Raw genomic sequence first — 13589 nt, 5'->3', positions numbered from 1 at the left:
ATTTGCCGGGAAGGGTTGTCAGATTGGCGGGAGTTTGACGGGCAGTTTGGTCGCGCAAAAAAGCGGGAGTTTCGGCAATACGTCTTTGGTCTTAGGGGAGGGCGGGCAGCCGGACCAATGCCGGTGATGCTCAGTCTGCGCGGGTCTGGCGCAGTGCCCTGGGGGAGTGGCCGAAATGGCGTCTAAAAGCGTGTGACAATGCACTTTGATTGGCAAAGCCCGAGCGTTCGGCGATATCAATCAGAGGCAGGCGGGATTCCAGCAGCAGTTTGCGTGCCGCATTGAGACGCTTGCGCAGGATGTACTGATAGGGCGGCAGCCCCGTTCGTATGCGAAAGAGCTCGGTAAAGTGGGCACTGGACAGATGAACCAGACCGGCCAGATCCTCAACGCGGATGGCCCGGGCCAGATGGCGATCGATGTAGTGATCCAGCATGCTCAGATCGAGCCGCGACTGCGGGGTGGCCTGCCGGTCGAGCAGGCGATGGGAGAGAATCGACAGCAGGGTCGTGATCAACAGATCGCGATCGACGTCCGGCTGATGGGTGATCTCCTCGACCATAAAGGTGAGATAGGCACGTGCGGCACTGTCGAGTTCAAAGTGCAGCGGGTGAGAAAACAGCTGAAAGTGATGGCGGTAGGCGCCTGACAGGCCCGGTGCATCGTCAAAGAGATCCAGCAGCAGCTGGGAGTTGTCCCCGATGCCGCGGTAGCAGTGCTCCCGATCACCCGGAATGGTGCAGCCGTGAAAGGGCGCTATGTGCAGTGCCTGTCCGTCGATAATGATCTCGGCCTCGCCTGCAAGGCCGATCACGATCTGGTGAAAGGGGTGCGAATGCGCCTGGGAGATTTCTTCCAGCGGCGCTCGGCGGATGACGTTGGTACTGGTCAGCGCGATGGTCATGGCAGTTCAATCATCAAACGAAAAGGACTCATCGGCTTGCATCAAAAGGCACGCCGGTCACCAAGCGACAGTCGCGCCGTCAGGTGCTGGCGCAGTGCGCGGATTTCCTCGATCCCGGCACTTGAAAACAGATTGCCTCCCTGCTGGAGCCGCCAGGGCTGGCCATATTCATCCATGATGACCTGACAGCGCCGGCGTACGTTTTCCAGATAGGGATCATGTCGGATCGGGTAACCGATGATGGTGTGCCAGCGGGCCTCCGAGACGCGATTTTCCAGCGCCTCGTCAAGCAGGGCCAGCAGGTCGTCGGCGCTGGTGCGATAGCGCGGCGTTCGCGACAAAATCAGCGCCGTGACCATAAAACCGCAGATCAGCAGACAGACAACAAAGGTCAGCGCAAAGATAGCCATGGGGGTCATCGCTTGCCGGGTCGGAGCGTTATTCTAGCATGTTCCGATCCGGCACCGAGAGTCTCAGCGTCTGGGCAGCATGTCGTCGGCGGCCGCTTCGCGACTGCGACGAACGCGCTTGAGCCACATCTGCCGGGCGTGGTGTCGAAGGTTGGAGACATCGTCGGTTTCATCCACGATGTCCTGACCCAGAATGGTCTCAAGAATATCTTCCATCGTCAGCACGCCCACCCAGTTGCCGTGGTCGTCATACACCACGCACATATGATGGTGATCGTTGAGCATGCGAATGAAAACCTGCTCGACGCTGTCCCTGCCATCCACCGATTGGATGGGATGCATGATCGCCTCGAGAGTGGCGTCATCGGCGGCGTGATAGGCGTCCATCTTGTGCACATAGCCGACGGTCTGCTCCGGCGGCGTCATGACGGGGTAGCGTGTGAAGGGCAACTCGCCATGAGCGGCGTCAAACTCGGCCACGGTCATTTCGGGCGCCACGGTCTTGCACACCGTACGCGGGGTCATGACCTCATGGACACGGATATTGTGCAGATTGAGGATGTTGACGATGGTTCGGCTTTCGTCGGTATCCACCACGCCGCGCTCCTGACCCAGCCGCGCCAGTGCCTTGATCTCTTCGCGAACATCGACGTCATCTTCTGCGCCGCCGCCAATGCGGCGGGTGATCTGTTCCGACAGCCATATAAAGGGCAGCAGTACCCGGATCATGATCCTGAGCGTCGGCGCCAGGATCGGCGCCAGCTGGCGCCAGTAACGGGCGCCGATGGTCTTGGGCAGAATTTCTGACAGCACAAGGATCAGTAGTGTCATGACCGCCGAGGCCACACCGATCCATGTCTCGCCGAACACGGCGGAAACCTGAGCACCCACGCCCGTCGCGCCGGCCGTATGAGCAATGGTGTTGAGCGTGAGAATGGCTGCCAGCGGCCGGTCGACATTGTCCTTGAGCTGGCTCAGGGAGTGATGCAGCGCCGGGCGAGCTTCCTTCAGGCGTGCGATGTGGCTGGGGGTCAGCGACAGCAGTGCAGCCTCGAGTACCGAACAGATAAAAGAGATGGCAATGGCGGCAACGGCGAAGACGATCAGAAGGACCATGGAGGCTCAAACGTGATGGCAAGGCAGCCATTAATGACACTTTCAGCAGGCGAGTGAATTAAAAAACGATTAACCCGGCAGGAAAAATGTAAAAAGATGTAATAATTCAGGCAGGGCTATGGGAGCGATTTCGCGGCGATAAGACCGACATTGTCTGCAAGATGTCGCCATTTTGCGACATTACTTAAGTAAGTTTAATACAGGTCTTTCGAAATTAAATAAAATGATCACGAAATCTGCCTCTTTTAATACTTTAGCCTCTAAAGCTGATGGGTATAATCCGCGACGATAGCAAACGATTAACCCATGTAATGGTAAAAGGCTTACGCGTTCGGCATGCAATCCCTGGACTCACTCGAGCTGGCCATCCTGACTCGCCTGCTCAATACAGGCCGATACCAACGTGTATATGTCAAGGCAATGGAATTTGGCGTCACGGATGCAGAGTTTGCCCGTGCCGTACGCTATCTCACTCAAAAGGGGTTGATCGATGCAGTCTGGGAAGAGCACGCGTCCCGCCATCTGATGCAACGTCTGTTTCGAAAACCCTGTTTCGAGCAGTGCTGCGGACGTATTACCGAGCATGGCCTGAATGTGGTCATGGCCGGCTAGAGAGACTGCGGTCGCAGCGGGGGTGGCGCCGGATGATCGGACATAAAAAAACCGCCACAACGAGGTGGCGGCCATGCAAGGAACAGTTAGTCAAAACGCATTCCTCAGCGACTGAAGAAGAACGTCTTGCTTACTATGACCACCGTGTTTCCGGTTTGATCCCCGAAATTTAAATTTTTTTTGCTTCAAGGACTTTTCGCTACAAAAACAGCACTTTGTGGCATGCTGCTTGTGTTTGTTGATGGGGGCTCTTATGATGGGCGCCATGCGGGTATAGCTCAGTTGGTAGAGCGTCAGCTTCCCAAGCTGAATGTCGTGGGTTCGAGTCCCATTGCCCGCTCCATTTCCTCTTTCGTGCTTCCTTTCCTGTTATTTATCTGGCGCCCTCAAAGGCCCCGGGTTCGCGTGTTGTCTGTCCCCTGATGCTATCCAGACGGTCTCGATCTGGACACATTGTCGTGTATACCCCGGTGTACACTGCCAGTTCGGTGTACAAAACAGATATCAACATCAACCCGACATGAATTGCCGCGACTGCCTGAACCTCGGCCCACAGAGCATTATCGATATTTGCGTTGTGTGGTGTCAGGACTGGCTGAAAAAGTGAAGCACGCGATCCACGCCCAGGCTGTCGGACCAGGCGGCCGGCGTTTGAATCGTGGCAATGAATATCTGATCTTCCCGATCAATATACTGCTCAAGCTCGGCAAGGATTCGATCCGGTGTGGCCGGTGTTCTGACAAGCCAGGTGGTCTCGAGTACGTGCAGGCTGTCGGGGTAGAGCGACAGCGCCCTGATCAGGTGATCGTACGCCTGGTCGGGGCGTTTCAGATCGCAGGTAATCATGTAGTCAGCCATGCAGCGCTCCATCGGCTCTTTCTTTCAGAGGGTGCCGGGTCCAGCGACCCGGCGGTGACATGCATTATGACACCTGTAGCATTGATTGCGCCGGGCAGATGGCTGAATACCTGTAGAGCGGTCAGACAGATAATCGGCAGGCGAGCTTAGCTGCCCGGTCCGGATTCCAGACAGTAGCGTGCCATGGCCGGGCCCAGCCTGAGGCCCTTGTTGAGATCACGCAGGGCAGTGCGCAGCCCCTCTTCAACGCAGGGGTGATAGAAGGGCATCTCCAGCATCTGTGCTACCGTCATGCGCTGCTGATGACACCATGCCAGCAGGTGAGCGAGATGCTCTGCCTGTGGGCCAAACATTTCAGCGCCTAGAAAAAGCCCCGAGCCCTGCTCACCGTAAACGCGCAGCAGCCCATGATTCTGGCGCATGACGCGGGCACGGCCCTGGCCGCTGAAGTCGACTTCCCCGACGGCGTAGCTGTCGCTGTCGCGCTGTTCAATGTCGGCCCACGACAGCCCGGCCGCGGCGATCTGTGGATCGGTGAAGACCACGGTCAGCATCGAGCGGCGATGGCCGGCGCGAATGTCCGGGTAGCGCCCGGCGTTGTCACCGGCGATACGTCCTTCGTCGGAGGCCTCGTGCAGCAGCGGCAGCTCGGCGTTGGCGTCTCCGGCGATAAAGATGGAGGCGGGCGTGCCATCCTGGTACTGACACTGCAGGGTGTAACGGTCAAATACCGGCAGGTCGTCTTCCATGCGCAGGCCGGCACGAGTGATATCGAGTCCTTCGAGGTTGGGCGGTCGGCCCGTGGCAGCCAGCAGGTAATCGAAGCGCTCGGTGACCTCACGGTCACTGTCGCGTTCGACAAAGGTGACTTCAACCCGGTCATCGACAAGTGCCACGTTGCGTGTCTCGGCTTTCGGGTCGAGATAGAACTCGCTGTTGAAGTAGCGGTCGGCATGATCGCGAACATCAGGGTCGCTGATCGGGCCGACGGCGCCGCCAACGCCGAACATGCGCACGCGAACGCCCAGCCGCGACAGCGCCTGGCCCAGCTCCAGACCGACCACGCCCGGGCCAAACACGGCGACCGACTCGGGCAGATCATCCCAGTAGAAGATGTCGTTGTTGGTTACCAGGCGCTCGCCGGCGGCCTTGAGAAAATCCGGATAGTCGGGGCTTGAACCGGTTGCAATGACAATGCGCTCGGCGTGCACGCGAGTATGGTTGTCAACGACAAGCGTATCGGCACTTTCGAAGACGGCATGGCCGCGAAGGCGGTGCTTGGCATCGATGCTCTCCACGGACTCGAGGACGCCATCGACAAAGTGGTCGCGCTCGCGCTGAACGCGCGCCATGACATCACGCCCATCGATGCGGATGTTGCCGTCGATATGCACACCAAAGGCGCTGGCATCGCGGGCGTGGTGTGCTGTCTCGGCCGCTGCGATCAGCAGCTTGCTGGGCATGCACCCCACGCGGGCACAGGTTGTGCCATAGGGGCCGCCCTCGATCATGATCACGCTGTCGGTATGGGCACGGGCCGCATTGTAAGCGCCCAGTCCGGCGCTTCCTGCGCCAATGATGGCAACGTCTACACGTCGTTCCTGCATTCGGGACTCCATTCTCGAAGGGCGTACGGTGTTGGCGTGCCCACATGAAAACGGCCACCCGTGGGTGGCCGTTTTGATCCGATGGGCAAAAAACGATCAGGCAGCAACGGCCTGTTCGAGATGCGCCTTGAGATCTTCTGCACCGCCGATATGACGGCCATCGATCCAGACCTGCGGTACGGTCGCATGTCCTGTCATGGCACGCAGCGAGCGGCTGGTAATATCGCGGTTGCCGATGGCGATGTCTTCATAGGCAATGCGGTTATCAGCCAGCGCCTGCTTGGCACGTGCACAGTGTGGGCAGCCGGGCTTGGTGATAATGGTAGCAAAGCTGGGGCGATCTGCTTCGGGATTGAGATAATCGAGCATGGTGTCGGCGTCGGAGACCTCGAAGGGGTCGCCCGGCTTTTCCGGCTCGATGAACATCTTGTCGATTTTGCCGTCGCGAACGACCATGGAATAGCGCCAGCTGCGCTTGCCAAAGCCCAGGTCGGTCTTGTCGACCAGCATGCCCATGCCTTCGGTGAAATCGCCGTTACCGTCGGCCAGAAGGGTCAGATGTTCAGCTTCCTGATGCTCACCCCAGGCTTCCATGACGAACGCGTCGTTGACGGACAGGCAGATGATTTCATCGACACCGCTGGCGAACAGCTGCTCTGCCAGCTCGTTGTAGCGCGGCAGGTGCGTTGAGGAGCAGGTTGGCGTGTAGGCACCCGGAAGGGAGAAAACGGCAACGGTACGGTTGGCGAAGATGTCCTTGGTCTGGACGTCAATCAGTTCACCACCCTTGCGCTGCTTGAGCGTGACTTCCGGGACGTATTGGCCTTCACGATTTTGCAATTCCATTCTTTGCTCCATGTATTATTGAACTACTGCGGTGACAGGCACCGCTGCCAGAAAACACTCTTCAGTTTATGCATTTATAGCGGGTTGCGACATTTTAATAAGACAAAGGTCGTAATAGAAAAGGATAATTGGAAAGGGCCGGCTAATATAGCGTGTCGCTTCTATCCATCGATCATGTTCGATACTGGTAGTGAATATGTTCCTGCTTGCGCGGCCCTTCGACGGTCCAGGTCAGATCGAACCCGTCGTCTGTCATGATCAGTTCACCGCTGTAGAGGTCTCTCACGCATAGATGCGGTGACAGGCTCATCAGGTGGTTGTCCGCCACCACGACCAGTGGAAACAAAAAGACGGCGTCTTCCGGCCCACGTCGTTCGTGATAGAGCTCCACGCGGTCTTCCACCACGTCAAAGCGATAGACATTGCCAAAGGCCAGCCGGCGTCCGTTGGTGTGGGTGAAGTGCCCCTGCTCATGAAAGCGCAGCGTGGGGTAGTCGTCGCTGACACGGACCTCGCCGACGCCCTGTCCCGACCAGTCGCTGGAGGATTTTGGTCCGGGGGAGGCCGTAAAGGTGAGCCGACGGGTTGCCTTGAGGCACTCGGTCAGGCGTATAATCGTTGTTAACCTTGAAAATCTATCTGGTTGACGAAGCATATGGCCTATCTACTCGGGGTCACACTCTTGTGGTCCTTCTCATTCAGTCTGATCGGCGTCTATCTGGCCGGTCAGGTTGACAGCTATTTTGCCGTATTAACGCGTGTCTCGCTCGCCTGTCTGGTATTTCTGCCCTGGCTTCGACCACGCCTTCTGGACCGGCGTCGCACGCTGGGGCTGATGGGCGTGGGTGCCATCCAGCTGGGGCTGATGTATGTGTGCTACTACCAGTCGTTTGTACTGCTCAGCGTGCCCGAGATTTTGCTGTTTACCATTTTCACGCCCATTTATATTGCGCTGCTGGACAATCTCCTGAGTCGACGACTGGATCTCTTTCAGCTGGCGATGGCACTGGTTGCCGTGCTGGGAGCGGCCTTGATTCGCTACCAGGGCGTGGGCGAGGCCTTCTGGACCGGCTTTCTCATGGTGCAGGGCGCCAATTTGTGTTTTGCCATTGGCCAGGTGGGCTACCGACATCTCATGCGCGGTGCCGAGCGCACGTTGCCGGTGATCAATGTGTTTGGCTGGTTCTATATTGGCGCGCTGCTGGTAGCCCTGCCGGCCTGGTGGTGGATGGGCGATGCCTCGAATCTACCGACCACGCCGGTGCAGTGGGGGGTACTGGCCTGGCTTGGCATGGTGGCCTCGGGCGCGGGCTATTTCTTCTGGAATCAGGGCGCTCGCCGTGTGGACGCCGCAACGCTTGCAGTCATGAACAATCTACTGATTCCGGCAGGGCTACTGGTTAACCTGGTGATCTGGAATCGCGAGGCAGACCTTTCCCGGATCGCGCTGGGCGGGGCCGTGATGGTGCTGGCCCTTGTGGGCAGCGAATGGTGGCGCCGGCGTTCGATCTCGTCTGCCGCCGGAAGGGCTGAATTTTCCTGACGGCGTGGTTTACCCTCCAGCGGCGCTGAACGCATAATGCCGGCTCGATGAAACAGTCTGGACAGGGCATGACACAGTTCAACCGGGTAGGGTTGGTGGGGCGACCGGATAGTGACAAGGTCGTTGAAACACTGGAGCGTTTGACGGTGTTTCTGGAATCGCGCGGCCTTGAGGTGCACTTCGAGGTTGAAACGGCCCGAACCTGTTCACTTCGCCAGGGCTCGGCCATTACGCTTGAAGAGATCGGCCGACGCTGCGATCTGGCCATCGTGGTCGGCGGTGACGGCAGCCTTCTGGGGGCCGGGCGCATGCTGTGTCGTTTCAATACGCCGATTCTGGGCGTCAATCGCGGCCGGCTGGGCTTTTTGACCGACATCAATCCCGATGAGGTCGAGCATCGCATCGATGAAGTGCTCAACGGGCAGTATGAGGTGGAAAGGCGTTTTCTACTCGACACCGAGGTCAAGCGCGACGGCCGCGTCATTGGCACGGCCTGCAGTCTCAACGATGTGGTGCTCCATCCGGCGGCCGCTGTGCGCATGATCGAGTTTGAACTCTATATCGATCGCCAGTTTGTCTATCGCCAGCGCTCTGATGGCCTGATTGTGGCAACGCCGACCGGTTCTACGGCCTATGCGCTCTCCGGAGGCGGTCCCATCCTGCATCCCCGGCTCGAAGCTATCGTGCTGGTGCCGATGTTTCCTCATACCCTGTCAAGCCGGCCGATCGTGGTCGATGCCGCCAGCGATATTTTGCTGGAGGTTGTGGACAGCCATGATGCCGAGCTTCAGGTCAGCTGCGACGGGCAGATGAAAGTGGTGGTCCAGCCCGGCGATCTGATCTCCATTCGTCGCAAACCCGAATATCTCAAGCTCCTGCATCCGCCGGGGTACAGCTATTTCGAAGCCTGTCGCAGCAAGCTGGGCTGGAGCAGTGGTCTTGTTGGTTGAGCCAGCCCCAAAAATGTCTGCCTCCCGTGCCGGTGAAGGGTTTGACCTGATTGGCGATGTGCACGGCTGCGGCGATCTGCTTGAGCAGCTGCTGGAGAAAATGGGGTATCAAAGGCACGACGGGGTATACGCCCACGCCACCCGGCGCGCCATTTTCCTGGGCGATCTGATCGATCGCGGGCCCCGCGTTCAAAAGGCGCTTGAGATCGTGCGCACCATGGTGGATGCCGGCACCGCGCTGGTAGTAATGGGCAATCACGAAGCCCATGCACTGAAGCAGTGTCTGGGGCAGGGGGGCCGTGGTTTTACCATGCCGCGCGTTGGCGGACGCAGCGAGCGGGTGATGTTTGAGACGCTGGCACAGTTCGAGCGCTCGCCGAGGCTCTGGGCGTCGTATCTCGAATGGTTTCTCGAGATGCCGCTGTGCCTTGAGTTCGAGCATTTTCGCGTGGCGCATGCCTGCTGGGATGAATTGCTGCTGCGTCCCTTTTTAAATGATCATCCGGATGGCCGCATTGATCGGCATTTTCTGGCAGCGGCCAGCATCCAGGGCAGTGCTGAACATCGCCTGCTCGACCGCACCACGCGCGGCACGCAGCTTCGCCTGCCACAGGGACAGGTCATTCATTCACTGGATGGCACCCGGCGAAGCGTTTTTCGAACGCATTTCTGGGCACACTCGCCGCAGACCCATGGAGATGTGGTCTTTCAGCCCGACCCACTGCCGCCGGGCATCGAGGATCGAGCGCTCAGCGACGACCAGCGACGCCGGCTGGTACATTACCCGCTGTCGCAGCGACCGCTGTTTGTCGGACACTACTGGTGCGAGGGCGTTCCGAGCCTGCCAACGGCCAACATTGCCTGTCTGGATTACAGTGCGGTCAGGGGCGGGCGGCTGGTGGCCTATCGCTTTGATGGTGAAACGACGCTGGATGCCGGGCGGTTTTGCTGGATCAGTGCCGATACGTGAAGACGCGAAAGCCGTCATGAAATAAAATTCGGATTTTTTGGATACGCCCGGAACTTTTGAGTCACACTGTCGTCAGAGTAAGTGTTCCCTTGAATGATCCCTTGCTCTTGTCCGGCGGACCCTCTCCGCCGGACTTCTTTTTGTGTGCCGTATTCAACTTCAACGTTTGAACCCATGAGCATGACCGGCTGGCAGGTCCCAGCCTCAAATGGAGTCAGCATGCCTCAGGCGCTGCGTTTCCCGCTTGATGCCGATATCGACGGACTGCGTCACGCACTCTGGAAACATCGCATCGGCCATCACTACTCTCGTGACCAGGACGGACAGGTGCTCTGGCTGATCGAGGATGTTCAGCTTGAAAAGGCACGCGAGCTGATCGAAAAGTGGCGTCAGGGAGAGTCCATGGCGCTGGACGAGACCCCTGAGCCGGTGGCCCGCGGCGGGTCGATCATGGGCTCGCTGCGCCTGGCCCCGGTGACAACGCTTGTGATCGTGATGTGTCTGGTCGTCTTTGCCTGGCAGGGCATTGATAACATTCAGGCGCTGACGGCGCTGGCGATTGCGCCCATCGCCATCGAAGGACAGCAGCTCTACGCCTCAACGCTGGGATATGCGCTGTCGCAGGCAGAAGTCTGGCGTTTGTTCTCGCCGGCCTTTTTACATTTCAGCCTGATGCATCTGATCTTCAATCTGCTCTGGCTCTGGTATTTTGGCCGCCAGGTCGAGGCGCTGCAGGGTCGCTGGCGGCTGCTGGCGCTTCTGGTCTCGGCCATGCTGGTCTCCAACCTGGCGCAGTACGCCACCGGAACGGTGCTCTTTGGCGGTATGTCCGGTGTCGTCTATGCGCTCGTCGGGTTTGTCTGGCTCTATTCGCGCCTGGTCCCCGGCAGCGGTTTTCAGTTCCCCACCATGCTGATGGTGTTCATGGTGGGCTGGCTGGTGCTGTGCATGACCCCGGCCGCCGGCTGGATCGGTTTTGGCAACGTGGCCAACGAGGCGCACCTGGGCGGGCTGCTGCTGGGGCTGGCGGCCGGGCTTCTGGGCTCGCGCTTTCATCCGCACCGCGCAGCCCCTCCAAAAAGTCACGAGGATATCGACGGATAACCCATGAGCGACATGAATTTCGAGCGCATGATCGAGCAGCTGACGCCGCAGATGTATGAAGGGCTCAAGCGGGGCGTGGAACTGGGCAAGTGGCCCGATGGCCGGTCTCTGAGCGCCGAGCAGCGCGAGCTGTGTCTCGAAGCCATTTTGCGCTTTGAGGCCAGACACAACGTGGCCCCCGAGCAGCGCACGGGTCACATTGATCGCCACGGCTGTGGCAGCGACCAGCACGGTGAGGCCCGGGGCGACAGCATCAAATGGGTCAATTAGACCTTGAGCCTCTCTGGAGTATTCAGACGCCTCCCGAGCAAGGACTTGAATGTGCCGGGGGGCTTTCGCGCATGGACATCACGGCCGATGCCGCGGGCCGAGCGCACTACCAGCTGCGCATCGGTGAACACAATAAATCTCTCAATCCCTGGCTGGGCCACGATGTGGCCATCGAGTTTGCCGGCAGCATTGTCTGCGTCCACTGTCAGCGCCTGACGCGCAAGAGTTTCGGTCAGGGACACTGCTACGCTTGCTTCAAGCGCCTGGCGCGTTGTGATACCTGCATGATGGCGCCCGAGCGCTGCCACTATTTTCAGGGCACCTGCCGCGAGCCCGAGTGGGGCGAACGACACTGCTTTGCACCCCATGTGGTCTATCTGGCCGCCAGCTCCGGGCCCAAGGTCGGCATCACCAAACCGTCACAGATGCCCACCCGCTGGCTGGATCAGGGCGCCGTCCAGGCCCTGCCGATCCTGTCGGTGGCATCGCGTCGGCAGTCCGGGATGGTCGAGGCGCTCTTTCGAAGTGAAATCAGCGATCGCACCCACTGGCAGCGCATGCTCAAGGGCGAAACGGCGGATGTGGATCTCATCCAGCGGCGCGATGAGCTGATGACACGGCTGGCCCCGGGGCTTGAAGCGCTCAGAGTGCAGTTCGGTGAAGACGATATCCGCTCGCACGGCGAGCAGCGTGTCGCCCGGTTTGACTATCCGGTACTGGCCTGGCCCGAACGCGTCAAAGCCCTCAATCTGGACCGCACCCCGCAGATCGAGGGGCGGCTGATGGGGCTCAAGGGGCAGTATCTGATCCTGGACACCGGCGTGATCAATCTGCGCAAGTACACCGGCTATCAGGTCAGTGTGAGGCTGTCAGCGCGCTCATGATGACAGGCTCTGGCGCGTCGATAGCTGTCGGGGCTGGCGCTTGCGCTCCATCTGCTCCAGAAACCACGCCATGACACGCCGATAAAGTTCCGGCCCCAGCACGACATCTTCTACGCCAACGTCCAGATTGGGGTTGTCATTGACCTCGATGACAACCACCCGTTCGCCGCTTTGCTTGATATCCACGCCGTAAAGGCCGTTGCCAATCAGGCGCGTCGCCTTGAGCGCCGTTTTGATCACCTTCTCGGGCGCATCGGCCGGGTCCATCGTCTCAAAGCCGCCGCTGCGCACCCGCGCGCCGCTGTGGTCGTAGATCTGCCAATGGCCGCGCGCCATGTAGTAGCGACTGGCAAACAGCACCTGCCCATCCAGAATGCCGATACGCCAGTCGTACTCGGTCGGCATCCACTCCTGTAACAGCAAAAGCGCCGAATCCTCGAACAGCCGTCTTGCCTCCTCGATCAACTGCGCGCTGGAGCTGATCTTGACGATCCCTCGTGAAAAGGCGCCGTCCGGTATTTTCAGCACCTGCGGAAAGGTCAGGGTGTCGGCCAGCGCCCCCAGACGGTCGAGGTCGCCGCGGTTGAGCAGATGGCCTTCGGGCGCCGGAATGCCGCGGGCACGCAGCAGAGCATGCAGATACACCTTGTTGGTGCAGCGCAGAATCGACTGGGGGTCATCGATGACGACCAGCCCTTCGTGCTCGGCGCGGCGCGCCATGCGCCAGGTGTGATGGTCAAGACGAGTGGTTTCGCGAATGAACAGGGCATCGAATTCGGCCAGTCGCCCCTCATCGCGTCGGGTGATCAGGCTGACATCGATGCCCATCGATCGACCGGCACGAATGAATTGCTTGATTGCGCTCTTGTTGCTGGGCGGCATCGCCTCGGCGGGGTCGACCAGAATGGCCAGGTCAAAGCGGTAGCGTCGTCGGGCGGTCGGGGTGCGCCACACCTGGCGGGAGTGACCGTTAAGGGCGCGCGCAAAACGCTCCTCTTCCGCCGGGGCAACGTCCTTGAGCGAGAGCGCCTTCAGCCGTGCCAGCCGCCAGTCGCCGTGACGTTTGATAAACCGGGCCTCCATGATCGGGCAGGGCAGATGGGAAAAGAGCCGGCGCCCGAGCCGTGCCAGCGCCTCGCTGCCGGTGTCGCCAAAAAAAAGCCGCAGATCGAGCCGCTCGCCGTGCAGGGCGCCGCGACGGTCCAGTTCGGCCATCATGTCGTTGAGCCCATCGAGCTGGAGATCGATCAGCGCCTTGCGCCTGAGCTGGTTGAGCGTTTCCACGTCGGGCTGTACGCGCTGGCCGCGGGCCTGAGCCAGCAGCGACACGTAGTAGCCGGTTTCGAGATAATCCAGCCCGCTGCACAGATTGATGACATGAGTCGCCCGGTCCTGGTCGGTATTGTCCTCCAGGGCCAGAAAGTCATCGGCGCTGACGATATCATCGCTGGGATAATAGGGGCGCCAGTCGCTGGGGTGATCCACGACAATACGCAAACGTGACATGACACTACT

15 protein-coding genes and 1 tRNA gene are annotated in these 13589 nt (G+C 59.6%); 8 read left to right on the top strand and 8 right to left on the bottom strand.

What is annotated here, in order from left to right; genetic code table 11:
- Nucleotides 1-130 precede the first annotated feature (130 nt).
- The 3 genes from ACXMYO_RS07185 to ACXMYO_RS07175 all read right to left on the bottom strand — a co-directional run bounded on the left by ACXMYO_RS07185 (nucleotide 131) and on the right by ACXMYO_RS07175 (nucleotide 2430).
- Nucleotides 131-904, bottom strand: coding sequence for a helix-turn-helix domain-containing protein (locus ACXMYO_RS07185; protein ID WP_457808249.1), 774 nt, complete (start codon nucleotides 902-904; stop codon nucleotides 131-133).
- Nucleotides 905-945: 41 nt separating this feature from the next.
- A complete protein-coding gene (locus tag ACXMYO_RS07180) occupies nucleotides 946-1314 on the bottom strand; it encodes a hypothetical protein (protein ID WP_438767795.1) in 369 nt (122 codons plus the stop codon).
- Between the two features lie 63 nt (nucleotides 1315-1377).
- Nucleotides 1378-2430: a CNNM domain-containing protein gene (locus tag ACXMYO_RS07175; protein WP_438767793.1), complete on the bottom strand. Its 1053-nt coding sequence runs from the start codon at nucleotides 2428-2430 to the stop codon at nucleotides 1378-1380.
- A 336-nt stretch (nucleotides 2431-2766) separates the two neighbouring features.
- Between ACXMYO_RS07175 and ACXMYO_RS07170 the strand changes: the two genes are divergently transcribed.
- Together ACXMYO_RS07170 and ACXMYO_RS07165 are read left to right on the top strand one after the other, a co-directional pair.
- Complete coding sequence (locus ACXMYO_RS07170) at nucleotides 2767-3042, top strand: hypothetical protein (RefSeq protein WP_147301490.1); 276 nt, start codon at nucleotides 2767-2769, stop codon at nucleotides 3040-3042.
- A gap of 267 nt (nucleotides 3043-3309) precedes the next feature.
- Nucleotides 3310-3385: transfer RNA gene (locus tag ACXMYO_RS07165), tRNA-Gly, on the top strand.
- A 242-nt stretch (nucleotides 3386-3627) separates the two neighbouring features.
- On the opposite strand, the gene ACXMYO_RS07160 is transcribed toward ACXMYO_RS07165, so the two are convergent.
- The 4 genes from ACXMYO_RS07160 to ACXMYO_RS07145 form a co-directional block, all read right to left on the bottom strand.
- The gene (locus ACXMYO_RS07160; RefSeq protein ID WP_438767789.1) at nucleotides 3628-3900 is read right to left on the bottom strand and encodes a hypothetical protein; all 273 of its coding nucleotides are present in this window, start codon (nucleotides 3898-3900) and stop codon (nucleotides 3628-3630) included.
- A 146-nt stretch (nucleotides 3901-4046) separates the two neighbouring features.
- Nucleotides 4047-5507: a dihydrolipoyl dehydrogenase gene (locus ACXMYO_RS07155; RefSeq protein WP_457808248.1), complete on the bottom strand. Its 1461-nt coding sequence runs from the start codon at nucleotides 5505-5507 to the stop codon at nucleotides 4047-4049.
- A gap of 96 nt (nucleotides 5508-5603) precedes the next feature.
- Complete coding sequence (locus ACXMYO_RS07150) at nucleotides 5604-6353, bottom strand: glutathione peroxidase (RefSeq protein ID WP_438767785.1); 750 nt, start codon at nucleotides 6351-6353, stop codon at nucleotides 5604-5606.
- A gap of 172 nt (nucleotides 6354-6525) precedes the next feature.
- On the bottom strand, nucleotides 6526-7008 hold the full coding sequence (locus ACXMYO_RS07145) for a DUF6314 family protein (RefSeq protein WP_457808247.1): 483 nt from the start codon (nucleotides 7006-7008) through the stop codon (nucleotides 6526-6528).
- On the opposite strand from ACXMYO_RS07145, the gene ACXMYO_RS07140 reads away from it, so the two are divergent.
- From ACXMYO_RS07140 to ACXMYO_RS07115, 6 genes are all read left to right on the top strand, one after another.
- The gene (locus tag ACXMYO_RS07140; RefSeq protein ID WP_438767781.1) at nucleotides 7009-7896 is read left to right on the top strand and encodes a carboxylate/amino acid/amine transporter; all 888 of its coding nucleotides are present in this window, start codon (nucleotides 7009-7011) and stop codon (nucleotides 7894-7896) included. It abuts the gene before it with no gap.
- Between the two features lie 68 nt (nucleotides 7897-7964).
- Entirely contained in the window at nucleotides 7965-8846 is an 882-nt protein-coding gene (locus ACXMYO_RS07135; RefSeq protein WP_438767779.1) for an NAD(+) kinase, read from the top strand.
- A gap of 13 nt (nucleotides 8847-8859) precedes the next feature.
- Nucleotides 8860-9816 carry a metallophosphoesterase gene (locus ACXMYO_RS07130; protein WP_457808246.1) on the top strand — a complete coding sequence of 319 codons (957 nt, stop codon included), beginning with the start codon at nucleotides 8860-8862 and terminating at the stop codon, nucleotides 9814-9816.
- Nucleotides 9817-10035: 219 nt separating this feature from the next.
- Entirely contained in the window at nucleotides 10036-10920 is an 885-nt protein-coding gene (locus tag ACXMYO_RS07125; protein WP_438767775.1) for a rhomboid family intramembrane serine protease, read from the top strand.
- Nucleotides 10921-10923: 3 nt separating this feature from the next.
- The gene (locus tag ACXMYO_RS07120) at nucleotides 10924-11190 is read left to right on the top strand and encodes a YeaC family protein (protein WP_457808245.1); all 267 of its coding nucleotides are present in this window, start codon (nucleotides 10924-10926) and stop codon (nucleotides 11188-11190) included.
- A complete protein-coding gene (locus tag ACXMYO_RS07115; RefSeq protein ID WP_457808244.1) occupies nucleotides 11178-12074 on the top strand; it encodes a DUF2797 domain-containing protein in 897 nt (298 codons plus the stop codon). Before ACXMYO_RS07120 ends, ACXMYO_RS07115 begins: the two co-directional genes overlap by 13 nt.
- Here ACXMYO_RS07115 and ACXMYO_RS07110 read toward each other — a convergent pair.
- Nucleotides 12069-13580, bottom strand: a complete 1512-nt coding sequence (locus ACXMYO_RS07110) for a RimK family protein (RefSeq protein WP_457808243.1) — start codon at nucleotides 13578-13580, stop codon at nucleotides 12069-12071. The two genes, ACXMYO_RS07115 and ACXMYO_RS07110, sit on opposite strands and share 6 nt — an antisense overlap.
- Nucleotides 13581-13589 lie beyond the last annotated feature (9 nt).

Source organism: Kushneria sp. EE4, from assembly GCF_977968315.1.
The sequence above is the reverse complement of the archived record's forward strand: the minus strand, read 5'-3'. Positions and strand labels throughout refer to the sequence as shown.